At 33.2% G+C, this 25,797-nt stretch carries 22 protein-coding genes; 10 read left to right on the top strand and 12 right to left on the bottom strand.

Annotated features, from left to right (window positions below):
- Positions 1-59: 59 nt before the first annotated feature.
- Positions 60-869, bottom strand: a complete 810-nt coding sequence (locus tag ACIQ2J_RS01025; protein WP_396165621.1) for a Fic family protein — start codon at positions 867-869, stop codon at positions 60-62.
- A 148-nt stretch (positions 870-1,017) separates the two neighbouring features.
- Between ACIQ2J_RS01025 and ACIQ2J_RS01020 the strand changes: the two genes are divergently transcribed.
- The 6 genes from ACIQ2J_RS01020 to ACIQ2J_RS00995 all read left to right on the top strand — a co-directional run bounded on the left by ACIQ2J_RS01020 (position 1,018) and on the right by ACIQ2J_RS00995 (position 11,071).
- Entirely contained in the window at positions 1,018-4,431 is a 3,414-nt protein-coding gene (locus tag ACIQ2J_RS01020; protein WP_396165620.1) for a hypothetical protein, read from the top strand.
- Positions 4,432-4,851, top strand: a complete 420-nt coding sequence (gene ybeY, locus ACIQ2J_RS01015; RefSeq protein WP_396165617.1) for an rRNA maturation RNase YbeY — start codon at positions 4,432-4,434, stop codon at positions 4,849-4,851.
- 207 nt (positions 4,852-5,058) lie between these two features.
- Positions 5,059-6,927 carry a tRNA uridine-5-carboxymethylaminomethyl(34) synthesis enzyme MnmG gene (gene mnmG / locus ACIQ2J_RS01010; RefSeq protein ID WP_396165615.1) on the top strand — a complete coding sequence of 623 codons (1,869 nt, stop codon included), beginning with the start codon at positions 5,059-5,061 and terminating at the stop codon, positions 6,925-6,927.
- A gap of 103 nt (positions 6,928-7,030) precedes the next feature.
- On the top strand, positions 7,031-7,882 hold the full coding sequence (locus ACIQ2J_RS01005) for a class I SAM-dependent methyltransferase (RefSeq protein WP_396165613.1): 852 nt from the start codon (positions 7,031-7,033) through the stop codon (positions 7,880-7,882).
- A gap of 235 nt (positions 7,883-8,117) precedes the next feature.
- Positions 8,118-8,681: an OmpH family outer membrane protein gene (locus ACIQ2J_RS01000; protein WP_396165611.1), complete on the top strand. Its 564-nt coding sequence runs from the start codon at positions 8,118-8,120 to the stop codon at positions 8,679-8,681.
- Between the two features lie 116 nt (positions 8,682-8,797).
- On the top strand, positions 8,798-11,071 hold the full coding sequence (locus ACIQ2J_RS00995; RefSeq protein WP_396165608.1) for a helix-turn-helix domain-containing protein: 2,274 nt from the start codon (positions 8,798-8,800) through the stop codon (positions 11,069-11,071).
- On the opposite strand, the gene ACIQ2J_RS00990 is transcribed toward ACIQ2J_RS00995, so the two are convergent.
- The 4 genes from ACIQ2J_RS00990 to ACIQ2J_RS00975 are packed head-to-tail and all read right to left on the bottom strand — an operon-like array spanning position 11,068 to position 13,281.
- Entirely contained in the window at positions 11,068-11,415 is a 348-nt protein-coding gene (locus tag ACIQ2J_RS00990; protein ID WP_396165604.1) for a DUF86 domain-containing protein, read from the bottom strand. The genes ACIQ2J_RS00995 and ACIQ2J_RS00990 overlap by 4 nt on opposite strands.
- The gene (locus ACIQ2J_RS00985; protein WP_396165602.1) at positions 11,405-11,698 is read right to left on the bottom strand and encodes a nucleotidyltransferase family protein; all 294 of its coding nucleotides are present in this window, start codon (positions 11,696-11,698) and stop codon (positions 11,405-11,407) included. Before ACIQ2J_RS00985 ends, ACIQ2J_RS00990 begins: the two co-directional genes overlap by 11 nt.
- A gap of 47 nt (positions 11,699-11,745) precedes the next feature.
- Complete coding sequence (locus tag ACIQ2J_RS00980) at positions 11,746-12,129, bottom strand: DoxX family protein (RefSeq protein ID WP_396165600.1); 384 nt, start codon at positions 12,127-12,129, stop codon at positions 11,746-11,748.
- Positions 12,130-12,132: 3 nt separating this feature from the next.
- A complete protein-coding gene (locus ACIQ2J_RS00975; RefSeq protein WP_396165598.1) occupies positions 12,133-13,281 on the bottom strand; it encodes an ATP-binding protein in 1,149 nt (382 codons plus the stop codon).
- A 146-nt stretch (positions 13,282-13,427) separates the two neighbouring features.
- On the opposite strand from ACIQ2J_RS00975, the gene ACIQ2J_RS00970 reads away from it, so the two are divergent.
- The 4 genes from ACIQ2J_RS00970 to ACIQ2J_RS00955 all read left to right on the top strand — a co-directional run bounded on the left by ACIQ2J_RS00970 (position 13,428) and on the right by ACIQ2J_RS00955 (position 18,554).
- The gene (locus tag ACIQ2J_RS00970) at positions 13,428-14,615 is read left to right on the top strand and encodes a phosphoglycerate kinase (protein WP_396165596.1); all 1,188 of its coding nucleotides are present in this window, start codon (positions 13,428-13,430) and stop codon (positions 14,613-14,615) included.
- A 102-nt stretch (positions 14,616-14,717) separates the two neighbouring features.
- Complete coding sequence (locus ACIQ2J_RS00965) at positions 14,718-17,060, top strand: LysM peptidoglycan-binding domain-containing protein (protein WP_396165595.1); 2,343 nt, start codon at positions 14,718-14,720, stop codon at positions 17,058-17,060.
- A gap of 39 nt (positions 17,061-17,099) precedes the next feature.
- Complete coding sequence (locus tag ACIQ2J_RS00960) at positions 17,100-18,083, top strand: DUF4837 family protein (protein ID WP_396165593.1); 984 nt, start codon at positions 17,100-17,102, stop codon at positions 18,081-18,083.
- Positions 18,084-18,101: 18 nt separating this feature from the next.
- Positions 18,102-18,554 (top strand): GNAT family N-acetyltransferase, encoded by a 453-nt coding sequence (locus tag ACIQ2J_RS00955; RefSeq protein WP_396165591.1) that lies wholly within the window; start codon positions 18,102-18,104, stop codon positions 18,552-18,554.
- On the opposite strand, the gene ACIQ2J_RS00950 is transcribed toward ACIQ2J_RS00955, so the two are convergent.
- From ACIQ2J_RS00950 to ACIQ2J_RS00920, 7 genes are all read right to left on the bottom strand, one after another.
- Entirely contained in the window at positions 18,555-19,391 is an 837-nt protein-coding gene (locus ACIQ2J_RS00950) for an OmpA family protein (RefSeq protein ID WP_396165589.1), read from the bottom strand.
- A complete protein-coding gene (locus ACIQ2J_RS00945) occupies positions 19,391-20,206 on the bottom strand; it encodes an OmpA family protein (RefSeq protein WP_396165586.1) in 816 nt (271 codons plus the stop codon). Before ACIQ2J_RS00945 ends, ACIQ2J_RS00950 begins: the two co-directional genes overlap by 1 nt.
- Positions 20,206-21,840, bottom strand: coding sequence for a S41 family peptidase (locus ACIQ2J_RS00940; protein ID WP_396165583.1), 1,635 nt, complete (start codon positions 21,838-21,840; stop codon positions 20,206-20,208). Before ACIQ2J_RS00940 ends, ACIQ2J_RS00945 begins: the two co-directional genes overlap by 1 nt.
- Positions 21,841-21,937: 97 nt before the next feature.
- Positions 21,938-22,330, bottom strand: a complete 393-nt coding sequence (gene rnpA / locus ACIQ2J_RS00935; protein ID WP_396166013.1) for a ribonuclease P protein component — start codon at positions 22,328-22,330, stop codon at positions 21,938-21,940.
- A 5-nt stretch (positions 22,331-22,335) separates the two neighbouring features.
- Positions 22,336-22,749, bottom strand: coding sequence for a hypothetical protein (locus ACIQ2J_RS00930; protein WP_396165580.1), 414 nt, complete (start codon positions 22,747-22,749; stop codon positions 22,336-22,338).
- A 234-nt stretch (positions 22,750-22,983) separates the two neighbouring features.
- Positions 22,984-24,843: an OmpA family protein gene (locus tag ACIQ2J_RS00925; protein WP_396165578.1), complete on the bottom strand. Its 1,860-nt coding sequence runs from the start codon at positions 24,841-24,843 to the stop codon at positions 22,984-22,986.
- Between the two features lie 19 nt (positions 24,844-24,862).
- The gene (locus ACIQ2J_RS00920; RefSeq protein ID WP_396165576.1) at positions 24,863-25,786 is read right to left on the bottom strand and encodes a type IX secretion system membrane protein PorP/SprF; all 924 of its coding nucleotides are present in this window, start codon (positions 25,784-25,786) and stop codon (positions 24,863-24,865) included.
- Between the last annotated feature and the right edge of the window lie 11 nt (positions 25,787-25,797).

Here is a 25,797-nt window from a genome sequence, read left to right as displayed (position 1 = left end):
GCAAAGATACGGTTTCAAATTACAAAAGAAGAAATTCCAAATTCTAAAAACATTCGATTTTACAACAACAATCGAAATCCGTTTCCGTTTTTCTTTATTTTTGAATTCAATTCTATTGCAGCTTCTAGTTTGGCAGTTAACGTTTCAACAATATAATTTTTAATCAAATCTGGTTTTTGATCATAATATTGTTCCACCAACAGACTATTATAATTCCATTTTTTATTGTTGTAGGAAAACAATGGGAAGCCTTCTTTCATCAATAGAAAGTTAATCAGCAACCTCCCCGTTCTTTTATTTCCATCAACAAAGGGCTGGTGCAGCCAAATTTCTTGGGCTATAAATACGGCTTTATCCAATATGTTTTTAGTACTCGAATTGATTTGTTCCACAAGTGCCGTCATGTTTTCAAGAACATTTTCAGGAGTACTCAAGGGCGTTATTTTTTCAATTTCAATAGCGTTTTTCTTAATTGAAATCACATTTGGACTTATCTTGAACGTTCCTTTTTCTTGACCTTTTTCTTTAGCATCCAGATAATAATCTTCATTCCAAAGGCTTCCAATGCACAACCAATTCAATTCTAAAAGCAAATTATTGGATAATTCTTCGTTGTTTTTAATTGCCAAAAGCATTCTTTTCAATGCTTTATACATCCCTTTTTGTTCTAAGATATCCGAGGTTCTAATGTTGTTTCCCGAAAGGGTATCACTTTTAAAAAGTTCGGTGGTTTGAATCAAGGTCAACTGATTTCCTTCCAATTTATTTGTGGTAAATACATATTCATAGAGCATTTGTTGCTCTTCTTCCAACGAAAGCGGTATTGAAATAGCATTGAACTTGGAAAGTAAATCAAGTAATTTTTCCATTTTTGGATTAAGATTGATAGGGTAAAAATACAAAAAATCTGAAACAGATTAGGATACAACAACCTTTTTCTGTCTTTAATAAAGAATTAACTTTTATTCTAACCAGAAATTATTACTTTTATCGGTTATAAACAATGTATTAACAATTTTGGAAAATCAGAATCTAATTTATAGTAAACTCGAACAGTTTATTAAGAAGTTTTACACCAACGAATTATTACGTGGAACCATTTTCTTCGTTGGAATTGGTTTGTTGTATTTTCTTTTCACGCTTTTTGTAGAATATTTTCTTTGGTTAAAGCCAAAAGCAAGAACTATTTTGTTCTGGACCTTCATTTTCGTAGAACTTTTCTTGCTGTTGCGGTTTATTTTGTTTCCACTTTTTAAGTTGTTCAAACTTCAAAAAGGGATCAATTATGACGAGGCTTCCAAAATTATCGGAAACCATTTTAGCGAAGTAGGCGATAAGCTCACTAATTTTTTACAACTAGCACAAGACACCAACCGATCGGAATTGCTTTTGGCTTCCATTGATCAAAAAGCAAATACCTTGCAGCCGATTCCTTTTGGCAATGCAATTAATTTTGGAAGCAATAAAAAGTTTTTGCCCTTGGCGATCATCCCAATATTGTTTTTGATGTTCTTTTATTTATCAGGAAACAGCAATCTTATTTCACAAAGTTTGAATCGTGTGGTGCATTACAAAGAGCAATTTTTACCACCTGCACCATTTGAATTTCAAGTTTCAAATAAAAATTTACAAACGGAACAAAACCAAGATTTTCTTTTAAAAGTAAAAACCGTTGGCAAGGTTGTTCCAGAAAATGCCATGATTTTTATTGGTGAAGAAAGTTATTTCATGGAAACTTCTAAGGCTGGCGAATTTCAATTTGTGATTCCGAAACCCAAAGAAAATTTAGAGTTTCATATTGAGGCCAATAATGTTTCTTCTAAAGATTACCAATTGAATGTGGTTACTGTTCCTTCAATAGCTAATTTCGAAATGGTCTTGAATTTTCCCGCATATTTAAATAAAAAAGCGGAAGTAATCAAAGGAACCGGTAACGCTGTCCTTCCAGAAGGCACTCGAGTAACTTGGCGCATGAATACTTTTGCAACTCAAAAGGTAGAATGGCTTGATGCTAGTGCCAAATATCCTTTTGTTAAACAAGACAATCAATTTTTATTGACTAAAAATATAGTTCAAAATACCGATTATCAAATAGTTACTTCTAATGCTAAGATACAAAATTACGAGAAGTTAAATTATCAAATCTCAGTAGTAAAAGATCAATTTCCAACTATTGCAGTGGGTAATGCTCCAGATAGCCTTAAAATTGAAAAAAATTATCTTTTAGGGCAAGTTTCAGATGATTATGGGCTCTCTAAATTGCAAATAGTTTATTATCCTAAGGATAAATTGGCTAATGCCAAGCGCGCAACTATTGCCGTTAAGCGAGATGTTTACGATCAATTTGTATTTGCTTTTCCAAGTAACCTTCCAGTAGAAGAAGGCGTTTCATATGAATACTATTTTGAAATTTTTGATAACGATGCACTTCATAATTTTAAGAGCACAAAATCTTCTACGTTCTCTAACAGAATTGCTACTGAATCTGAAAAAGAAGATCAGGTTTTACAGCAACAAAATGACAATATAAATTCGTTAGAAAAATCGCTTAAAACCCAAGACAAGCAATTGAACGAGATGGAGAAGTTGCAAAAAATGGGTAAAGAGAAAGACAATCTTGAATTTAAAGAACAACAAAAAGTCAACGACTTTTTAAACAAACAGAAGCAGCAAGATGAGTTGATGAAAAATTTTGCTGAGAAAATGAAGGAGAATTTGGATAAAATTAAAACGGAAAAGAAAGACGAAGTGAAAGAACTTTTGAAAGACCGTTTGGATAAAGTAGATAAGGACATCGAAAAGAATAAAAAACTTTTAGATGAACTGCAAAAGCTTAACGAAAAATTACAGAAAGAAGAGTTGTTTGACAAAATGGATAAACTGAAACAGCAAAGCAAAAACCAAACTAAAAGTTTGCAACAGTTGGTGGAACTTACTAAGAAATATTATGTTGAAAAGAAAGCCGAACAAATTGCCGATAAGTTAGATAAGCTCTCAGAAAAACAAGATAAATTATCGGAAAACGAAAAGGAAAATTCTACCGAAAAGCAAGAAGAAATAAATAAAGAATTCGATAAAATTCAAGAAGAATTAAAAGAATTGGATAAAGACAATAAGGAATTAAAAACTCCAGTGGAACTTCCTGATTCTGCTCCAAAAGAAAAAAGTATTGACGAGGATTTGAAGAAAGCATCCGACGAACTTAAAAAAGCTTCTAAAGCGGGAGCCAAACCAAAACAAAAAAGTGCTTCTAAGAAAATGAAGCAAATGAGTCAAGACATGCAATCGGAAATGCAGTCAGGAGAGCAGGAACAAATGGAAGAAGATGTTGCTATGTTGCGACAAATTTTAGATAACCTTTTAGCCTATTCCTTTTCTCAAGAATCGGTGATGGGACAATTCAAAGGTTTGAAAAGAGGGTCTCCTTCTTTTAATAAAAACCTCAAAATCCAACAAGATTTAAAACAGGAATTCAAACATGTAGACGATAGTTTATTTGCGCTTTCTCTTCGTAATCCAAAGATGTCCGAAGGTGTAACTGCCGAAATAGGAAATGTTCAGTATAACGTTGATAAAGCAATTGAATCCTTGGCGGATGCCGATGTTTCCAAAGGCGTTTCCCACCAGCAGTTTGCAACTAGCGCTTCTAATAAATTGGCTGATATGTTAGCCTCCATTTTATTTAATATGCAAATGTCCATGCAAATGTCTGGGTCCGGAAAAGGAAAAGGAAAACCTTCGCCAGGTAAAGGTTCCGGAGGAGATTCGCAATTACCAGACATCATAAAAAAACAAGGAGAACTTGGCGATAAAATGAAAGATGGTATGAAGCCTGGAAGTAAACCTGGTAGCAAGCCGGGAGATAAACCTGGGGAAAAACCTGGTGATGGAAAAGACGGGAAAGATGGAAAAGACGGTCAAAAAGAAGGCGGTAAAGACGGCAAAGGAAAACAAGGTAAGGATGGAAAATCTGGTTCTGGAGGTTCTGGTCAAGGAAATTCTGAAGGAGAAAATGGACAAGATGGAGAAGGAGATGCTAAAGCCATCATGGAAATTTATAAAGAACAGCAGCAACTTCGTGAAGCTTTACAAAACGAATTAAACAAACAAGGCATCGGCGGACAAGGCCAAAATGCCTTGGAGCAAATGAAGCAAATTGAAAAGCAATTATTAAACAAAGGGTTTAATAATGATATTTTACAAAAGATTTTAAATGTAAAATATGAAATGCTTAAATTAGAAAAAGCAGTCCAACAACAAGGAGAGGAAAAGAAACGCCAGTCGGAAACCTCCAAAAAGGAATTCTCTAATAGTTCCAACGCTTTGCCTGTGCGCTTACAAGAATATTTAAATAGCGTAGAGATTTTAAATAGACAAACCTTACCTTTGCGCTCCAATTTTAACCAAAAGGTTCAAGAATATTTTAAATAAATGATTAGTTTTAATTACGAAAACGAGTTTGAATTACCTAACGAAGATCAAATAGTAACTTGGATCTCCCACGTTATTTTGTCCGAAAACAAGAAAGAAGGCGAAATTAACTACATTTTTTGTGACGATGAGTATTTACTTAATTTAAACGAACAATATTTAGATCACGATACCTTAACGGACATCATTTCCTTTGATTATTCTATTGGAAATGAGCTACATGGAGATATTTTTATATCAACTGAACGTGTTTTAGAGAACGCAGCCGATTTTAAAGTAACTTTTGAAGAGGAGCTGCAAAGAGTTCTTGTTCATGGTGTGTTGCATTATTGCGGATATAAAGATAAATCAGAAGCTGACGAGCAGTTAATGCGCAGCAAGGAAGATGAAAAAATCAAAATGTTTCACGTGGAACATTAATTTTTTTAGGAGCGAATGGTTTGGGTATTATCAGTAATGGTAATTCCTGCCCTCATTTCAATCTTGCCAAAAAGGCAAGGATTTCCATTCGGTCAGGGCTATTAAGTTAGCTGTATTGAATTTTTGTAAATGTTCCACGTGGAACACTAAATTAAAGTTGAGTTTTCGGCTTCCCGAATCCCTAAACTATAAACGAAATTAAAATAAATGTTTAACACATACGATGTAATTGTAGTAGGAGCAGGACACGCAGGTTGCGAAGCGGCGGCTGCGGCAGCCAATTTAGGTTCGCAAACTTTATTGGTTACAATGAGTTTGCAAAACATAGCGCAAATGTCCTGCAATCCTGCAATGGGCGGAATTGCTAAAGGTCAAATCGTTCGAGAAATTGATGCGCTTGGCGGGTATTCGGGAATTGTTTCCGATAAAACTGCTATTCAATTCAAGATGCTTAATAAGTCCAAAGGTCCTGCTATGTGGTCGCCAAGAGTTCAGTCGGATAGAATGCGTTTTTCTGAAGAATGGCGTTTAATGTTAGAGCGAACCCCTAACCTAGATTTCTATCAAGAAATGGTTTCTGGTTTAATAATCAATAACGGTAAAGTAGAAGGAATTAGAACTTCACTTGGAATTGAAATTAAAGCCAAGTCCGTTGTTCTAACTAATGGAACTTTCCTTAACGGCCTTATTCATATTGGCGATAAACAATTCGGTGGAGGTCGCGCAGGCGAAAGCGCTGCTTACGGAATTACTGAAGATTTGATCAAAGTAGGTTTCGAAGCAGGACGAATGAAAACAGGAACACCACCAAGGGTAGATGGTCGTTCTTTAGATTATTCTAAAATGAATGAAGAAGCTGGTGATGTGCGCCCGGATAAGTTTTCGTATTCCGATGAAACCAAACCATTAGTTCATCAAAGGTTGTGTCATATGACCTATACTTCTTTGGATGTTCACGATATATTACGAGAAGGATTCGATAGATCCCCCATGTTTAATGGCAGAATTAAATCACTTGGACCTCGATATTGCCCTTCTATAGAAGATAAAATAAACCGCTTTGCTGACAAAGAAAGACACCAATTATTTATAGAACCAGAGGGATGGAATACCTGCGAGGTTTATGTAAATGGTTTTTCCACTTCCTTGCCAGAAGATATTCAATTTAAAGCGCTACGTTCAGTAGTTGGTTTTGAAAACGTAAAATTCTTCCGTCCCGGTTATGCAATTGAATACGATTATTTCCCACCAACGCAATTGAAACACACCTTAGAAACTAAATTAGTGGATGGGTTGTATTTTGCTGGTCAAATTAACGGCACAACAGGTTATGAAGAAGCAGCATCCCAAGGTTTAATGGCTGGAATTAATGCCGCCTTGAAAGTTCAAGAAAGAGAGCCAATGATTTTGAAACGAGACGAAGCGTATATTGGCGTTTTAATCGACGATTTAATCACTAAAGGCACAGAAGAGCCTTACCGTATGTTTACTTCTCGAGCAGAATACAGAACGCTGCTAAGACAAGATAATGCTGACTCTAGATTAACACCAAAAGCTTTTGAATTAGGTTTAGTATCTGAGAAAAGAATGCGCAGAATGGAGCAGAAATTTGCTGCTAGTGATGCTATGGTTTCCTTTTTTAAAGAAACTAGTTTAACCGTTGCTGAGACCAATCCTATACTTGAAGAAAAAGGAAGTGCTCCAATTGTACAAGCAGATAAAATGTTTAAAGTGTTTTCTCGCCCACAAATTGATTTAGAAGATTTCTTAAAATTCGAAAAAGTTGCTGCTTATGTTGCCGAAAACAATTTAGATAGAGAGATTCTAGAACAAGCAGAAATTCAAGTTAAATATTCGGGTTATATTGAAAAAGAACGAAGTAATGCAGATAAATTAACCCGCTTAGAAGACATGAAGATTCCGGCTGATTTTGATTACAATCAAATCAAATCGATGTCAATAGAGGCAAAACAAAAGTTAACCAAGATTCAACCAATAACTATTTCACAAGCATCTAGAATAAGCGGAGTTTCACCAAGCGATATTTCCGTATTATTAATCCACATGGGTAGATAAAAATATTAGATTTTAAATATTAGATATCTAATATTTAAAATCTAATATTAATTTGTTCCACGTGAAACAAGCTTTGCCAACACCTATTAATAAAGATATTTTAATGAATTTTTCCAACACCAAACATTTTTTAAACGTAAAAGATTATTCTGTTTCCCAAGAAACTTTCGAGTTATTGCACGACGAAGAATTGGATATGTTGATTACACATCCACAACCGTCTTTAGAAAAACTTCCAGGTTATTATGAAAGCGTGGACTATATTTCGCATACCGATGGAAACAAATCGGTATTTGAAAAAATGTACCAGTTTGTCAAAACTATTGCATTGAAAAATAAATTAAAACTTATCAATTCACAATCTGCCAAAGGGAGGATTTTAGATATTGGAGCAGGAGTAGGAGATTTTTTAACTGTTGCCAAAAATGACGGTTGGGAAACTATCGGAATCGAACCAAGTGATAAGGCCAAAGCAATTGCTAAAAACAAAGGCGTTTCTTTTGTAGAAAGTTTATCCGAATTAGAGAGTAATTCTTTTGATGTAATCACCATGTGGCATGTTCTAGAACACGTTCCAGATTTAGAAAATCAAATTAAAGAATTAAAACGATTAATAAAACCAACAGGAACTGTAATCATTGCCGTTCCTAATTTTAAATCGTACGATGCAGAATATTATGGAAAATTTTGGGCAGCTTATGATATTCCAATTCACTTATGGCATTTTTCTAAAACAGCAATAAAGAAATTATTTGCTAAAGAAAATTTAGAATTGAAAGAAGTGCTTCCAATGAAATTTGATAGTTTTTATGTTAGTTTATTATCCGAAAAATATAAAACCGGAAAAATGAATTTTATCAAGGCTTTTTTCGTCGGATGTAAGTCCAATTGGAAAGGAAGTCAAAATTTAGAATATTCTTCCCATATTTATGTTCTAAAAAACTCTAAAAAGTAAAATAAATATCTTTTTAAGTCTTCAAACCACAAAAACATAAATATATATAGCTAAAAAGAGAAGCTTTCTTAAATCGATTTATATAAAGCAGATTTTAATAGAGAATGATTATATTGAATAGATTAACAATAGTAAACCCTTATACAAGTAAAATCGAGTCATTTTTATAACTTTTTATCTTTTCAGATTAAATTTTTATACTTTTGGCAAATAGAAAAATTAAATACAAAATAGAATGAAAAAAGTTTTAGTAGGTATTGCAATGTTGGTTGCAATTGTTTCTTGTAACAAAACAACAGAAGCAAAAGATTTTAAAACAGCTTATGTAGATACTAATAAATTATTAGAAGAATCTACCGAAGCTAAAGATATAAAAGCTAAATACGAAGCAATCGCAGAAGAAAAAGGCGCAAGATTGAAAGTAGAAGTGGATAAATTAGAAGCGGAAAAAAATGCTTTCCAAGCCAATGCACAAAAAAACGGTCAAGCTTGGGCACAGCAAAAATACGGTGAATTGCAACAAAGAGAACAACAATTGCAATATACACAACAAGGATTGGCACAACAAATTCAAGGGCAACATGGTGTTGAAATGGATTCTGTAGTAGTAAAATATAAAAAGATTTTCAAGGATTACGGAAAAGACAAAGGATTTGATTATGTTTTTGGAACAGGAGAAGCAGTAACTGTTCTGTTTGCCAAGGACCAATACGACATCACCAAAGATCTCATAAAAATAGTTAACGATAAATACAAATTGGAAGCTAAAAAAGAAGAGAAAACAGCAGCAAAAAAATAGTTTTAAATTTAATTTAAAAAAAATCCAAATTCTAAAACAAACGTTTTGGAGTTTGGATTTTTATTTGTAATTTAATTTCAATATTTTATTTTTGATTTAATCAATTACGCTAACTTATGGAAGCAATATCTGCTGAAGCAAATTATGTTTTGCAATTTATTAACCAAACTAACAAATCGCTTTTCCTTACAGGTAAGGCCGGTACAGGAAAAACCACGCTTCTTAAGGAAATAATTAGATCCACCCATAAAAATACGGTTGTAGTTGCTCCAACGGGAATTGCGGCTTTAAATGCTGGCGGAGTTACCATTCATTCGATGTTTCAATTGCCTTTTGGCGGATTTATTCCTGCCAATAATGTGGAGGCACATTTCTCCGATTCTTTAAAATTTGAAAGTAAAGATACGCTTCGACGTCATTTTAGAATGAGTGCTTTAAAGCGTCAAGTGATTCAAAACATGGAATTACTTATCATTGACGAAGTCAGTATGTTGCGTTCGGATTTAATGGATGCTATTGATTTTATGCTGCAAAGTGTTCGCAAAAAAAGAACTCCTTTTGGTGGAGTTCAGGTACTTTTTATTGGAGATTTATTACAACTTCCTCCCGTAATTCGCGACGAAGAATGGCGCACTTTACGACAATATTACAAAGGAAAATTCTTCTTTCATTCGCATGTAATTCAGCAAAATCCACCGCTTTATATTGAATTATCTAAGATTTTTCGGCAGTCGGATGAAACGTTTATTGAATTGCTTAATAACTTAAGAAACAATAAAATAACTTCGGAAAACATTAGTTTTCTAAACCAATATGTACAGCCGAATTTTGATTTAAAAGCCAATAAAGGCTATATCACTTTGACCACGCATAATGCCAAAGCAGATACTATTAATTTGCAGTCTATTAATGATTTAAACGGAAGTGCTACTCGATACCAAGCAAAAGTAACGGGAGATTTCCCTGAAAAAATATATCCTTTAGAGGAAACTCTAGAATTAAAAATTGGGGCACAAATTATGTTTATTAAAAACGATTTGTCTCCCGAAAAAAATTATTTCAACGGTAAGATGGGTTTTGTGAAATCTATTTCCACAGAGGAAATATGGATTCATTTTCCAGAAGAAAACAAATCTATAGAAGTAGAACGCTACGAATGGCAAAACATTCGGTATTTTGTAAATGAAAACACCAAAGAAATTGAAGAAGAGGTTTTGGGATCCTTTGTGCACTATCCAATAAAATTGGCGTGGGCTATTACCGTTCATAAAAGTCAGGGATTAACGTTTGACAAAGCAGCGCTCGATGTATCGCAAGTTTTTGCTCCTGGTCAAGCCTATGTAGCTTTATCGCGTTTACGTTCGTTAAATGGGCTTGTTTTACTTACTCCGTTGCGAATGAATGGTATTTCTAACGATGATGATGTTATGGATTATGCTTCCAATAAAGCATCTACCGAAACATTGGAATTGGAATTAAAAAATGAAACCAAAGAGTTTATCCACAGTTATTTAAAAAACAGTTTCCATTGGGTGGATCTTGCGCAAGAATGGCGCAATCATAAATTTAGTTATTTGGATAGCGATAAATCGATTAAATCCAAACACGGCAAATGGGCAACACAGCAAATGGAATTTTGTGAATTGCTTCTAGACCCCGCAAGTAAATTCATGGCGCAACTTAATAAATTATTCGCTACAGAAACTATTGATTACGCCTTTATAAACGACAGAATTCAAGCGGCTTATGGCTATTTTTATGATAAATTAGATAAATTAGAATATGAAATTTTATATAAAATTGAAGAAATAAAAAGGGTCAAACAAGTAAAACAATTTTATGATGAATTGTTGGTTTTAGAAGAATTGCAAACTAAGGCAATCTTACGATTGATGAAAGCCAAACGAATGACCGAAGCCATTATCCATCAAAAAACAATTAGCAAGGAAAGCCTTAATTCTCCAGAAATTACCAATTACAAAGCCAATAAAATAGAACGAGTAGTTGAAGATTTCAAGCGAAATAACCAGAATTTAATTGCCGATAAAGAAGATGTAAGTTATTACGAACCTAAGAAAAAGAATACTGAAAAGACTCCTAAAAAATCGACTATTCAGATAACTTACGAATATTGGGTTGATAAAAATTCTATAGAAGAAATAGCCAATTTACGAAAATTAACTGTTGGGACGATTTTGTCGCACTTTACAAAACTAATTCAAGATAAGGCCGTTAGCATTAATGATATTATGCCCGAAGATAAAATAGAAGCATTAACCAAGGCATTTTATGGCTATAAAGAAGAATCATTAAGTCCAATGAAAGAACAACTTGGCGATACCTTTTCTTGGGAAGAATTACGAATGTTTAAAGCGAGTTTGAACAGTTAATCAAGCTCTAAAACAAGTTGTTCTATTTTAGTTTTTAAAGCAGGTAAATTGATTTTGATAACGTTCCAAATTGTAAAATCATCAATTCCAAAATATTCATGTATTACCAAATTTCGTAGTCTAATAATTCTTGCCCATGGAATATCAGAATTCTTTTGCAACAAATCTTCTGTCAATCGATTACTCGCTTCCCCAATAATTTCTAATTGACGTAAAGTAGCATTAAACATCATTGAATTTTTTACAAAAGCATCTAAATCAGTGTTTTCAATGTAAGTTTCAATTTCATTTATTGCATCAATAATGTGAAGCAATCGCACTTTATTTCCTAATCTATCGTGCATAAATTAGTTGTTTTTCTTTATCTAAAATAGGTTTTAAATATTTAGAAAGACCTCTAGCAGAAACTAAATCTACTTTTTTAGAAAGCAATTTTTGAAGGTCAATTTGCATCTGAATAAACTCCAAACCAATAGGTTGGGAGTAATCTAATTCTACCAATAAATCAATGTCGCTATTTTCGGTTTCTTCACCACGAACATAAGATCCAAAAAGATATGCTTTCAAAACAGGTTGCTTTGAAAAAAAATTTTGGATAGTATCAATTTGATTATTAGAGAGTTTCATTTTTTAAATTAAAATGTAAAATTAATTAATTTTGCTGAATTTTTAATCTACCCCAACAAATAAACTCCCAAAACTGCGGGAACATAATAAATTGCAATGGTTTTAGCGCCTTCATAATCTTTTACTAATCGTTGTCCGAAAAGCATTAAAAGTAGTGAAACACAAGAAAAAACAGCGCCATAAAAACCAAATTCTCTCCCGCCATTAATGTAAAGTTCTAAGCATCCTAAAACACACAAAATTCCGGCTATGAGTTCTAAAAATAATAAAATTCCGGTTGCTAAAGGCACCATGTTTTTTAGAAAAGTTTTTTCAAAAACTGGAATTAACCATGCCATTGTATCTTTCCAGTGGAAGAGTTTCTCGTGAGAAGACATGATAAAAGTAATAGCAAGAAAAATGAGTACTAGTATAGAAGTCGCGTTGTTCATGAGTTATTTTTTATGAATTAATCGAGTCAATTTTATAGATAAATCGGTTAAAATTATTTTGGCATTTCCGTTGCGCTCTATGTGATAAGAGGCATCCGAAAGTTCTTTAAAAATATCCGAAATATTGTTTCCGTTTACAAAAGGAGCAAAGTTTTCTAATTTAAATTTTTCTACCGTTGGCTCCATGTATACCAACTTTTCCGCTTGATAATTCAGCAATAATGCCTGACGAAACATATCGATACAATAATTTAAAAATTTCTTTTGCGCTTCTCGTCCTAAGCCTGCAATTTGGTCACTCCAAGCAATTAAATCCTGAATTGCGGCGGCATTTCCTTTGGCTCTAAATGCGGCTCGAACCCAATCTACAAACCATTTTTCAAAAGGCAATTCGTCGTTATCTTCTTTAAGAATGTGCAAGGCTTTATTGTAATTTCCTTGTGCTTGGTGTGCCATTTTAAACGCCATTTTCTCCTCCACATTTTCTCGAGAAATCAAGGCTTGGGTGATTACACTTTCTGGTAATCCATTAAAATGAAGCACTTGACAACGGGAACGAATGGTTTGAATAATATCTTCCTCATTTTCCGAAATTAAAATAAAAACCGTTTTGTCTGTAGGTTCTTCCAAAAGTTTTAAAAGTTTATTGGAAGCGGCAATATTCATTTTATCGGCCATCCAAATAATCATAATTTTATGCCCTCCTTCATGAGATTTTAGGGCTAACGATTTTAGAATTTCGGTAGCATCATCTACACGAATTTCGCCTTGTTTGTTTTGAACGCCCAGCATTTTGTACCAATCGAACAAACCTCCGTAAGGATTTTCGTTAATAAACTGTCTCCAATCTTGGATGAAATCAATACTTTTTGGCTTTGATTTTACATCTTCGGTTGTCACTGTAGGATACACAAAATGCAAATCGGGATGGGCTAAATGATTAAATTTTAAATTACAAGATTCATTTTCACCCGAATTTTCATTTCCTAAATTCTGACAAACAATATATTGTGCATAGGCAATCGCCATAGGCAAAGTTCCAGAACCTTCAGGACCAACAAATAGTTGCGCATGAGGAATTCTGCCTTGACTAGCACTCTTTATCAAGTGATTTTTAATGTGTTCGTGACCTAATATTTCTGAAAAAAGCATAAGCAAAGATACTATAAAAATGCAACTAACATAAAATTTCACCCCTTAGCAAGCATAATTTTTAAACTTATAAAAGGCAGCCTAGCATAAAAATAACAAAATGTCTATATTTGCATTTCATTATTAATTAACTCCGCACTAATCCTATGAAAACTCTTCTAGACTTTAATTTCAATAACAAAAAAGCTTTAATTCGTGTAGATTTTAACGTTCCTTTGGATGAAAATTTCAAGGTAACCGATGCTAACAGAATAGAAGCTGCAAAGCCTACTATTGATAAAATTCTTGCCGATGGCGGAAGCGTAATTTTAATGTCGCACCTAGGAAGACCAAAAGGAAAAGAAGAAAAATATTCCTTAAAACATATTGTCGCTTCGGTTTCTGAAGTTCTAGGAGTACCCGTTCATTTTGCTTCCGATTGTAGAGGTGATGTTGCTCAAAAGGCTGCTGCAGCTTTACAACCAGGTCAAGTTTTGCTTCTAGAAAACCTTCGTTTTTATGCCGAAGAAGAAGCAGGGGATGTTGCTTTCGCAAAAGAATTAGCATCTCTTGGAGATATTTACGTAAACGATGCTTTTGGAACTGCACATAGAGCGCATGCTTCAACCACTATTATCGCACAATTTTTCCCAAATCATAAATGTTTCGGATTGCTTTTAGCAAAAGAAATTGAAAGTTTGAATCGTGTTTTAAATAATTCAGTAAAACCAGTTACGGCTATTCTTGGAGGATCTAAAGTATCTTCTAAAATTACGGTTATCGAAAATATTTTAGATAAAGTAGACCACATGATTATTGGTGGTGGAATGACATTTACGTTCATCAAAGCCTTGGGCGGAAAGATTGGAGATTCTATTTGTGAAGACGATAAAATGGATTTAGCAATTGAAATTTTGCATAAAGCAAAAGAGAAAAATGTTCATATTCATATTCCTGTGGATGTGGTTGCTGCTAATGCTTTTTCAAATGATGCGCAAACTCAAATTGTAGATGTAAGAGAAATTCCGGACGGATGGCAAGGTTTAGACGCCGGACCAAAATCGTTAGAAAATTTCAAAAAAATAATAATGGAATCTAAAACCATTCTTTGGAACGGACCTTTAGGCGTTTTTGAAATGGAAAATTTCGCCAACGGAACCATTACTTTAGGAAACTATATTGCTGAATCTACTGCTAACGGGGCCTTCTCTTTAGTAGGAGGTGGCGACTCAGTTGCAGCGGTTAAACAGTTTGGCTTGGAAGATAAAATGAGTTATGTTTCTACTGGCGGAGGTGCTATGTTGGAAATGTTAGAAGGTAGAGTTTTACCTGGAATTCAAGCAATTTTAGATTAAATTATTGACTTTAACAATAATTAAACATTTTAATACGTTATATATCAGTAAGTTTGCAATTAAGCAATTCTTACTGTTCTGTAATTATTGAAAAAATTAAATATGAATATAAAACACAAAATTACAACCATCCTATTGGTGGCCTCTGCTTCATTTTATGGACAAGACGCTGCTAACGCTCAGGATTCTATTGTAAAAAAAGAAATAAAAATCTCCTATCTTGACTCTATAAAATCCACTTTCGTGTCCGATGAAATGGCTACTTGTATAGACAGTCTTTGGATGAAAGAACTTACAACACTGGATGTTTATGATGAAATGTCTTCGGATATTAAAAACGTAAATGTAGATCAGAAAGTTGATTTTGAATTACCAACCGAATTACTAAAAGAGCGTTTGAAAAAAATGGACGAGAAATCGCCATTCAATATCGAGTACAACATTGGTTTGGAAAATGTCATCAAATCGTTCTTGAAAAACCGAAAGAAAGCATTTGAAAGATTACTAGGGGTTTCGCAATATTACTTTCCTCTTTTTGAAGACGAATTAGCCAAAAATAATATTCCACTAGAGATAAAATATCTTGCTGTAGTAGAATCAGCTTTGAATCCCAGAGCAGTTTCACGTGTTGGAGCAACTGGTTTATGGCAATTTATGTACCAAACCGGAAAACAATATGGTTTAAATATTGATTCGTATGTAGACGAACGAAGTGAGCCTTTAAAAGCAAGCCAGGCAGCATCGCAGTATATGAATAACATGTATAAAATTTTTGGCGATTGGGATTTGGTTCTAGCGGCTTATAATTCAGGTCCGGGAAATGTTGCCAAAGCAATAAGACGTTCTGGCGGTCAACAAAACTATTGGAATATTCGAAAAAATCTTCCGAAAGAAACACAAAATTACCTGCCTGCTTTTTTAGCAACCATGTATATTTTTGAATACCATAAAGAACACGGAATTGTTCCAAACAAAGCCGTTGCCAATCTTTTTGCAACCGATACCGTAGGAGTGAGAAGCCACATGACTTTCAAACAAGTATCTGATTTATTGGATGTTTCAGTTTCTGAAATTCAGTTTTTTAATCCGTCGTTTAAAAGAAATGAAATTCCACATATTACCGGTCGAACTAATTTCCTTCGTTTGCCAAAAAACAAAATTGCGATTTTCACTTCCAATGAAGATAAAATATATGCTTATTTAAATCATCAAGAAAGCAAAAGGGAGCGACCAAACGATAGATTAGCTTCTGTTAAAAGAAATGATTCCACCAATACTTCCTACAAAGAAAAAGAATTTGTAACCAGAACTAAATTTCATAGAGTCCGCAAAGGGGATAGTTTAAATGAAATTGCCAACCAATACAATGTTTCTGTAGCCAATTTAAAAAAATGGAATCACTTAAGGTCGAGTTACGCTCCTAAAGGAAGGAGTTTGAAAATAGTTACAACTGAACGTATTGAATACAAAGAAACTAAAGAAATAGTTGCTGATACTTCAGTAAAACAAACTTTAGAAACTAAAGACAAAGTCAAGGCAGTTGCTTCTTCAGAACCTAAATTGGAGAAAGTATTCAAAACTGAAAAAGTGGTTACTAATAAAGAAGTAACCAAAACACATAAAGTAAAAAGTGGCGATAATTTAGGAGTAATTGCTTCTAAATATGATGTTTCGGTTGCAGAGCTTAAAAAATGGAACAAATTAAAAGGCGACAATATTGGTCTTGGCGATAAAATTAAAATTATCAAAACCGAGAAAGTAACCAGTATCGTTAGAAAAGAAATAAAACAACCAATTGCAGAACGTAAAGAAGAGATTGCGGCAGTAGATCATAAAGCTCCTAAAACCGAAAAAGGCAAAAAAGAAGAGAAAACAGAAACTACTTCTAAATCCGAAAACTATTATGTAGTTGCCAAAGGAGATAATTTATATATTATTGCAAAAAAGAATAACATTAGTGTTGCCAACTTAAGAGAGTGGAACACTATTATCGACAATAATGTAAAAGTAGGTTCTCAATTAATAGTTTCTAATGTTAGCTTGGCGGAATCCAAAGAAGAAGAAAAACCTAAAACCGAGCTTAAAAATGTAGAACACGTTGTGGAGAAAGGCGAATATTTAGGAACTATTGCTAGAAAATACAATGTTACTATAAATAATTTATTAGAATGGAATTCCTTATCGGATACCAACATAAAACTTGGGGACAAACTTATTGTTGGAAAAGAAGAAGTATCCAATGATAAAGTAAAAATTTCTTCTAAAGAGGCATACGCATCTAAAGATAAAAAAGTAAAAGAAAGTTTATACCGAGTTAGAAAAGGCGATACGTTGCTTAAAATAACGCAAAAATTCCCCGGAATTACTATTGCCGACATTAAAAAATGGAACAATATTAAGGGCGAAAGCATAAAACCCGGAATGAAATTAAAAATAAACGGATAATACAAAAATCTTCTATAAATTTGGGCTTTATTTCATATTATGAATAAAGCCCATTTTTTATTGCTATTCACTGCAATTGTATTTACTTCTTGTACTACTAAAGAAAGGAAACCGGTGAACGAAACTTCTGGTAAAACCAATGAGGTTTCGGTTATTATTGACGACCAACTTTGGAACGGAGAAGTGGGCGATAGCATGAGAAATAAATTCGCATCTCCAGTTTTAGGACTTCCGCAAGAAGAACCCGTTTTCACTTTAAATCAATATCCTGTTAAGCTATTGGAAGGTTTTATGACCAATAGTAGAAACATTATCATGGTTAAAAAAGAAGCCAAAAGCCAATTCCGAATTGAGACTAACGAATATGCCAATCCGCAAGTCGTGGTGCATATTTCTGGAGAAACAGTTCAAGAAATTTTAGATACTATTCAAAATAACGATTCGTTGATTATTGCCAAAATTAAAGAATCGGAAATTAAAGTATACCAAGAAAAAATAAAACGCGATTCGCTTTTGGATGTTGCTAAGATTAGAGAGAAATTCAACGTGCGGCTTAATATTCCTATTAAATACAAAATGGTTTTGCACGGCAAAAAATTCATTTGGCTTAAAAAAGAAATCACAAGCGGCAATTTGAGTTTGATTTTTTATCAAATACCATTTAGCAGTATCAAAGACAACAACAATGCGGTTAAGAGAATTACTCACATCCGGGATTCTATTGGTAGAAAATACATCCATGGTGCCGTTCCTAGAACTAGAATGGTTACCGAGCCCGCATTTTCGCCGTACCTTTCTAAAACCAAAATTTACAATAAACCCACTTTTGAGACTAAAGGAAATTGGGAATTGCTAAACGATTTTATGAGTGGGCCGTTTATTAATTATGCTATTGTGGACCAACCCAACCATAGAATTTTAGTTATAGAAGGATTTTGTTATGCACCATCCAAACAAAAAAGAGATTTAATGTTTGAATTGGAAGCCATTATCAAATCGGTACAATTTTTAAAAAAGAAATAAATCCCAATCATAAGTATCATGCAGGAAACCATTAAATGGAAAATAAAGCGATTTAACGAGCTTTCTCTACAAGAACTGTATTCATTATTAAAACTTCGTTCGCATGTCTTTGTGGTGGAGCAAAATTGCGTTTATCAAGACATTGATGGCAAAGATGAAAAAGCATTACACCTACTTGGGGAGTTTAATAACGAAATTGTGGCTTACGCCCGATTATTTAAAGCAGGAGATTATTTTGAAAACGCCTCTATTGGACGAGTGGTAATTCATCCCGACGCTCGAGATAAAAAATGGGGACACCAAATGATGCAACACGCCATCACGGGGATTGAAAGCCATTTCAATACGAATCAAATCACTATTTCGGCTCAGTTATACCTCAAGAAATTCTACGAAAGTCATAATTTTGTGCAAACGAGCGAAATGTATCTAGAAGACGATATTCCGCATATTGAAATGAAACGAGGATAGTTAAATCTTCGTTATCAGAATTTCAACTCTTTTGTTAAACTGCTCATCAGCACCTAGAATAGGAAATCGTCTTCCATATCCATTATGGGTCATTCGTTCGCTTGAAATTCCTTTTTCAATTAGATAATCATATATTTTTTGAGATCGTGTTTCCGATAAATTGGTTTTACCTGAAACCCTATCAAAAGCATCTTTATATTGTTGAGGAATACAACAAACATGTCCTTGAATTTCTATAGATACATTAGGATTTATTACTAAGAAGTCCACAATTTTTTTTAATTCTGCTTCGGCTTCTTCTGCCTCATCAAAGATAGTTGACCCCCCTTTAAAAAAAAGTTTTTTGATAATTACTTTATCTCCAACTTTCAAATCATCTGAAAAAGATTTATAATTGGAATAAATATCTTTTATAGTTTTTTTTGAAATAACCGAATCTTTATCCATTTTTGTATATGTGATTTCGATGGTAACTTTCCGATTATTCTTTCGTTCTTGTTCTATAGGAATAGTATTCGACAAAGCTATTTCGCCTTTACCCTCCACAATTTTAATAGTTGCATTGAACTCTTTTTGTATGAAATTTTCAACAGAAACAGCCCGTTTTTTGGATAGAATATAATTGTCTTCAGAGGATCCAATGTCGTCACAAAAACCTTCAATAGAAATGGATTTTACAATAGTATTCTCGACAGAAAAAAAGGAAATTAACTTCTCTTTTTGTTCCGATTGTAAAGTAAAATCATTAGAATCAAAAAAAACGGTAATAGTTTCATTTGTGTTTTGAGCAAACAATAAATTTGATAAAAGCACAAGTAAAATTAAAGTTTTATTCATTATATCTTAGTTATCACTAATTCTACCCGTCTGTCATATTCTGGCTCTTTCCCTAGCGGAACCGTGTTACCATATCCTTTAAAAGTCATTCGGTTTTTAGGTACCCGTCGGAAGGCTAAATATTTATATACAGATTGCGCTCTATTGATAGACAATTGTCTTTTTTTAGTGTCTTTGTCTATTGCCTCTTTTTGATTTGGTGGTGTGCAACATACATGCCCTTGTATTTCAAATTCTAGATTTTTATAACGTAAGGATAATAGTGCTACTTTATCCAATTCCGTTTTTGCTTTAGATAATAAATGGCTACTTCCTTTGTCAAATAAAATGTTTTCCAAATAAATATGATCCCCCACAACATGATCTTTTTGTAACATATCGTAAACTCCGGGCAATACTAATTTTGGCAACTCTTTAAGATTCATTACAATATCTACACGTCTATTTTTAGATCGCTTTTCTGGAAGATTGTCTAAAATATCATCATCAATAAGTATTTTTCCTTTTCCTTCAATGGTAACAATAATTTTACTTTTAATACCATTTTCGGTTAGTTTACATTGAATGGTATTTGCTCTATTGGTAGACAATATAAAGTTATAATCATCTTTTCCGATATCATCGGTATATCCAAAAATTTCAACCGATTCAATTCGTGTAGAATCGGTATTTTTAATGAATTCTACAACTTCGTTAGCTTGTTTGTCGTCTAAGGAATATTTGTCAAATTCAAAATAAACTGATTTCACAGCTTCTTCCTGAGCATAAGTAAAACCTATAAAAAGTAGGGGCAAAAATTTTAAAAATCGGAGCATTACTGTAATATTTTTGTATATTCTACAGGGTTAGATAAAATAGAAGTCGCTTTGGCAATTTCAACATTGTTTTTTAGGTAATATTGGTACAGCCCTTCTTTGTATTGGTAGCGTTTAATGATTTCCTCTAAAATTAATTTCTTAATTTCTTTTTGGTTTTTATCCAATAAGGCCTCTTCACTTTTTTGCAAAGCAGCCATTAATTGATCGTATTGGGTTTGAATAGTATCGTCAATTTTTTCTTTTTTAGCTTTTTCCAGAGTGGCTTTTAATGCCAATTCGGTTTCGGTATCAAAACTTATCTTCTCTCTTTTCAAAAACGCTTTAAAGTCGGTATAATCCCCATCCGTAAACGTTGGTATTTTATCGCCAAGATTTGGGTTTTTAAAATAATAGTAGGTTACGTAATTAAAAATCCCATCATTTTTTTGCAAAACTTCAGCAATAGTACTTGTTTTAGAATCGGCTAATTCTACATCGGGTTGAATTCCACCACCATCATAAACCGTTCTTCCTTTCTTAGTTTTAAAGGCATTGTATTTAGACGCATCCGTTCTTACGGCCTTCCCATCCTTGTCTTTATGCCAGTAATCTAAGGCTTGAATACATCTTCCGGCAGGTGTGTAATAACGAGAAATTGTTACTTTTACTTGCGTGCCATAGGTCATGTCAATTGGGCGTTGCACCAATCCTTTTCCAAAACTACGACTGCCCAAAATTACCGCTCTATCTAAATCTTGTAATGCTCCAGAAACAATTTCCGAAGCCGAGGCGCTTTTTCCATTTACAATAATTACCAACGGAATTTCTAAATCTACAGGTTCGTTAGTTGTTTTGTAAATGTTGTTGTATTTAGCATTTTTAGATTTTGTTGTAACAATTATTTCGCCTTTAGGCACAAAAAGATTGCACACGTTTACTGCTTCGTTTAACAATCCCCCGGGATTTCCTCTTAGGTCTAAAATAATTTTTTCGGCACCATCTTCTTTTAGTTTTTCAAGAGCTTCTTTGGTTTCTTGCGTTGTTTTTCGGTTGAAAGCGGTAAGTGCTATATAACCCGTTTTGTCATCTATTTTAGAGAAAAAAGGCACTGCTTTAATTTCTACTTCATCCAAAACAATTTGGGCAGTAAGGGTTTTTCCTTGACGGATGTATTTCACATCTACCTTGGTGTTTTTAGCGCCTTTAAGCAATTGAGTAGCATCATCTTTAAAATCGGCAAGTACGACATCCCCAATTTGAATAATTGCATCTCCTGCCTTCAAATTAGCTTTGTCTGCAGGAAACCCCTTATATATTTCTTTTACAATTAATTTATCTTCTTTACGCGTCATTATTGCACCAACTCCAGTGTATTCACCCGTATTGTTGATTTTAAATTTTACAACATCTTGTTCGTTGAAATAGTTGGTATAAGGGTCTAAATCGGCAAGCATGCTTTTAATAGCTTTATCCATTAATTCAGCCGGATTCACTTCATCCACATAATTCTGATTGACGGTTTTGAAAAGCGTTGTAAAGATTTCGATTTGTTTTGCTATTTCAAAAAAATCGTCTTTGAAACTAGCTGCAAAAAACAAAAATCCAGAAGCGACAACCGGAATAATATATCTTTTTTTAAAGTAGGTAAGCATGGTGTTTTTTTTCTAATTTTGCTATCGAATGTAATATTCAAATATACTATTTAACCTTTAATAAACTAATTTTTTAAAAAAACCTTAAGATTTTTTATCAAGTTACGGTTTGTTGATTTTTGGTAACAATCCATTTTTCAAATAATTGAATGGTTTTTTCTTGTATTTCTATGTAACTTAATCGTTCTTTGGTTTGATAAAAAAACATCATAGCGTATGGCTTGTCTAGATTTTCGTGCAATAAATGTTTATTCAACCGATAACATTCTCTTAAAATTCGTTTAAAATAATTTCTATCTACGGCATTTTTAAAATTTCTTTTAGATACTGAAACGCCAAACAATAATTTTTCATCTACTCCTTCGATAGGGGCGTATACTAATCGCAAGGGAAATTTAGAGACTGATTTTCCTTCTGAAAATAGCAAATCTATAATCTTCCTGCTTTTTAACTTTTCTTCTTTAGAATACTTAAAATCTTTATTCTCAATCAAAATTATTTTGTGTTATAAATGTTATACACCATTTTCAAATCGTTATAATTGATGTAAAACTGCATTCTATTAGCTTCTTTTTTTCGGGTAACAATAAGAATAACACACTTAGCGCCATCATTATCGGTACAATTGAAACCCATAGTATCGTCATTTTCAGTAGAAACTTTTTCCAAATAGGAATCAATTTTATACAATTGTAACTCTTTAGAATTTACAATAAACCGGTCTTTTTTACCATCTAAAGTAATTACAATTTCAGCTTTTTTAAATTCCGACCATTTGTTCCAAGCGCCCTTGTCGTTTTTGTCCATAACACTTAAGCTTCTGGTTTTAAAACGGTACACTTGAGCTGTAGTTCTTTGAAAACCACAAAACAAAACAGTTAAAAGCAATAAATAACGTAATGATTTCATAAATAAGATTTAATCGGGTGTAAAACTACAAATTCTATTCCAAAAAAAATTAACCTTCTTTTAGAGAACGTTAATTCCATTGATTTATTTGAATTCGATAGTATTTCGTTTTAAAAAATCAGCTTGTTTTATTAAGAAATAACTATTAAATAAAACTCTTTGTTTAAATATTTTAGCTTAAAGCAAAAACGCCTTGTTATTTATAACAAGGCGTTTTGTATTAAAAGAAGCTCTTTATTTAACGATCAAGAATTCTGAACGTCTGTTTTTAGCATATTCTTCTTCGTTACAAGGATTACAAGGAACTACTGGTTCGCTTTCTCCAAATCCTTTTCCTGTAATACGTTCAGCAGGAATTCCTTTTGAAATTACATACTGAACTGTTGCTTGAGCTCTTCTGTCTGATAAAGATAAGTTATAGGCATCACTACCTCTACTATCCGTATGCGATTTAGCAAAGATTACTAACTTATCATTGCTTTTCATTACTTCAACTAATTTGTCTAACTCGAAAGCTCCTTGTTGTGTAATGTTACTTTTATCGTAATCAAAGTATATTGGTTGTAATATAATAGCCGTAGGTGTAATAATTACATCAATAGGTTGTAATGGCGCAGGTAATTTAGCAGTAGGTCCTTTGCTTTTTGCAACAGCAAATACGTTTCCTTCAAAACCTTCTTTAGAAGCTTGGATAGAATATGGTGTTTCACATTCAATTTTGAAATTAACTTCTCCATTAGAATTAGAAGTTTCTGTTGCAATAATATTATTTTTAGAATCTAATATTGCAACTTTAGCATCTGCTAATATAGCACCTGTTTTAGCATTAGTAACTACTACTAATAAGTCAACAGCACATAATGGTGTAACTAAAAAGAAGTCATCGTTACCATTTCTGTTACTAGAAAGAAAACCTATGTTTTGTGCTTTGTTAAATGTAAAGTCAAAATCGTCATTTTCTGTGTTTAAAGGTTTACCCATGTTCACAGCTTCCGCTCCTTTTGCCAACTCAATTTTGAAAATATCCAAACCACCTAAACCAGGTTTCCCAGTTGATGCAAAATATAAAGTAGTATTGTCATCGGCAATAAATGGGAAACTTTCATTTCCTTCGGTATTTATTTTTGCTCCTAAATTTTCTGGTTTTCCAAATTCACTTCCGGTAACGGAAACTTTCCAGATATCTACACCACCAATACTTCCTGGCATGTTAGAAGAAAAGTATAGAGTTTTACCATCTCTACTCAAACTTGGGTTACTTAAAGAAAAATCTTTACTGTTAAAAGGTAAAGGTTTAATATTAGTCCAAGCATCTCCAGCTTTCGTAGCAACATATAAATTGTTTCTACCTAATTTAAGATGGTTTTCTTTATCTTTTTCGAAAACGCCATCTCTAAAACTATCACTAGAAAAATACATTGTATTTCCGTCTGTGCTAATGGTTACCGGACCATCATGGCGTTTGTGATTAATAGAAGTTAATGGGGTTGGCTCAGAAAATGTACCTGAATCTCCTTTAATTGAAGTATACACATCTAAAAACGGTTCTCCACTTCCACCATAATTCTTTCTAGAACCATTTCTAGCACTTGTAAAATATAACGTTTTGTCATACATAACCGCTCCAAAATCAGATTTATCCGAACTAATAGGTAAAGAAGTAACCGTATAAGTAACTCCTTGCACTAATTTAGGAACATAATTAGGATTTTCTTTAAATGCTTTAGCTCTCAAATCATTAGGTACCATAGAAGCAAACTTGTTCATTTGTTTGTTAGACTCTTCATATTTCCCTGTAGATTTTAGCATCTGTGCGTATCTAAAATACGTCTCTGCATCTTGAGGTGTTAAAGTTGCTTTTGCATACCATTTAACCGCATCTGCGGTATTAAACATGTTATAATAGGTGTCGGCTAATTGCTTAAAGACATAGCTATCCGATTTTCCATTATCCACCAATTTTTGATATTCCTTAATCGCTTTAACGTATTCGTATCGTTGGAATAATTTATCGGCAATTTTGGTGTCCTGATTTTGAGCAATAATTGAATTACTAATTGCAAAAAAACTTAATACTATATATAGATTTTTCATTTTAATACTATGGTTTATGTTAGAAATACCTTGGGGATTGGGATACTTTTTTCGGGAAATTTAAATTAAATAAAATCATAATCTCGTGAGATGATGGAGTTGTTATATTTAAATCGGAAACGATATGGTCGTAAGCATATCCAACTCTTAAATTAGGAGTTACCGCATAGTTTACCATAGCGCCAAAGGAGTCTTGAATTCTAAAGGTTCCACCTACTTCAAATTTATCGTTAAACAAGAAGTTAGCAGATAAATCAACTGAAACAGGAGCATTTAGAGCAGACTTAATCATAGTAGAAGGTTTGAATTTAAGGTCTGGATTAATATCGAAAACATAACCACCAGTAACGAAATAATGAAGGGTTTCTGTTCCAAAACGTCTTCCGCTATAATCTAGGTAACTAGATTTTAACATGTTAGGAACGGATACAGCAACATAATACTTATTTGTATAATAAAAGAAACCCGTACCCATGTTTAAAAAGGATTTACTTGAGTTTTGTTGGAATGCAGGGTCATTCAAATCAGGAACGTGACCATCTCCGATTTGAGAGAAAAGTCCCACTTTATGAAAAGTTCCACCACCTTTAATACCGAATGCTAATCTACGATCACCACCAAGATTTAAGGTATAAGAGAAGTCGGCATAAAGGTTAGTTTCTTCCACAGGACCAATTTTATCATTGATTGCAGACAAACCTAATCCAACATTTTTACCAACAGGACTGTTTATAAAGAAAGTTCCTGTTGTAGGAGCACCTTCAATATCCAGCCATTGTTTTCTGTAAAGAACTCCACCAGTCATGTTTTCCTTAGAACCTGCATAAGCTGGATTCATTATACTCATGTTGTACATGTATTGTGTGTACTGTGGATCTTGTTGCGCTTTTACATCGACAAAGGTCAACAATGCTAATGCAATTAGGAAATATGTTTTTTTCATTTTATGAAGAT

Source organism: Flavobacterium sp., assembly GCF_044357305.1.
Lineage (GTDB): Bacteria > Bacteroidota > Bacteroidia > Flavobacteriales > Flavobacteriaceae > Flavobacterium.
This window is presented reverse-complemented; position numbering and strand designations above follow the sequence as displayed.

Coding starts and splice junctions, on each gene's coding strand:
- ACIQ2J_RS00945 (WP_396165586.1), bottom strand. CDS start 20,206: ATGCTCCGATTTTTAAAATTTTTGCCCCTACTTTTTATAGGTTTTACT.
- ACIQ2J_RS00975 (WP_396165598.1), bottom strand. CDS start 13,281: ATGCTTTTTTCAGAAATATTAGGTCACGAACACATTAAAAATCACTTG.
- ACIQ2J_RS00990 (WP_396165604.1), bottom strand. CDS start 11,415: ATGCACGATAGATTAGGAAATAAAGTGCGATTGCTTCACATTATTGAT.
- ACIQ2J_RS00940 (WP_396165583.1), bottom strand. CDS start 21,840: ATGCTTACCTACTTTAAAAAAAGATATATTATTCCGGTTGTCGCTTCT.
- ACIQ2J_RS00960 (WP_396165593.1), top strand. CDS start 17,100: ATGAATAAAGCCCATTTTTTATTGCTATTCACTGCAATTGTATTTACT.
- ybeY (WP_396165617.1), top strand. CDS start 4,432: ATGATTAGTTTTAATTACGAAAACGAGTTTGAATTACCTAACGAAGAT.
- ACIQ2J_RS00925 (WP_396165578.1), bottom strand. CDS start 24,843: ATGAAAAATCTATATATAGTATTAAGTTTTTTTGCAATTAGTAATTCA.
- ACIQ2J_RS00970 (WP_396165596.1), top strand. CDS start 13,428: ATGAAAACTCTTCTAGACTTTAATTTCAATAACAAAAAAGCTTTAATT.
- mnmG (WP_396165615.1), top strand. CDS start 5,059: ATGTTTAACACATACGATGTAATTGTAGTAGGAGCAGGACACGCAGGT.
- ACIQ2J_RS00930 (WP_396165580.1), bottom strand. CDS start 22,749: ATGAAATCATTACGTTATTTATTGCTTTTAACTGTTTTGTTTTGTGGT.
- ACIQ2J_RS00995 (WP_396165608.1), top strand. CDS start 8,798: ATGGAAGCAATATCTGCTGAAGCAAATTATGTTTTGCAATTTATTAAC.
- ACIQ2J_RS00920 (WP_396165576.1), bottom strand. CDS start 25,786: ATGAAAAAAACATATTTCCTAATTGCATTAGCATTGTTGACCTTTGTC.
- ACIQ2J_RS01005 (WP_396165613.1), top strand. CDS start 7,031: ATGAATTTTTCCAACACCAAACATTTTTTAAACGTAAAAGATTATTCT.
- ACIQ2J_RS01025 (WP_396165621.1), bottom strand. CDS start 869: ATGGAAAAATTACTTGATTTACTTTCCAAGTTCAATGCTATTTCAATA.
- ACIQ2J_RS00965 (WP_396165595.1), top strand. CDS start 14,718: ATGAATATAAAACACAAAATTACAACCATCCTATTGGTGGCCTCTGCT.
- ACIQ2J_RS01000 (WP_396165611.1), top strand. CDS start 8,118: ATGAAAAAAGTTTTAGTAGGTATTGCAATGTTGGTTGCAATTGTTTCT.
- ACIQ2J_RS00985 (WP_396165602.1), bottom strand. CDS start 11,698: ATGAAACTCTCTAATAATCAAATTGATACTATCCAAAATTTTTTTTCA.
- ACIQ2J_RS00950 (WP_396165589.1), bottom strand. CDS start 19,391: ATGAATAAAACTTTAATTTTACTTGTGCTTTTATCAAATTTATTGTTT.
- ACIQ2J_RS00980 (WP_396165600.1), bottom strand. CDS start 12,129: ATGAACAACGCGACTTCTATACTAGTACTCATTTTTCTTGCTATTACT.
- ACIQ2J_RS00955 (WP_396165591.1), top strand. CDS start 18,102: ATGCAGGAAACCATTAAATGGAAAATAAAGCGATTTAACGAGCTTTCT.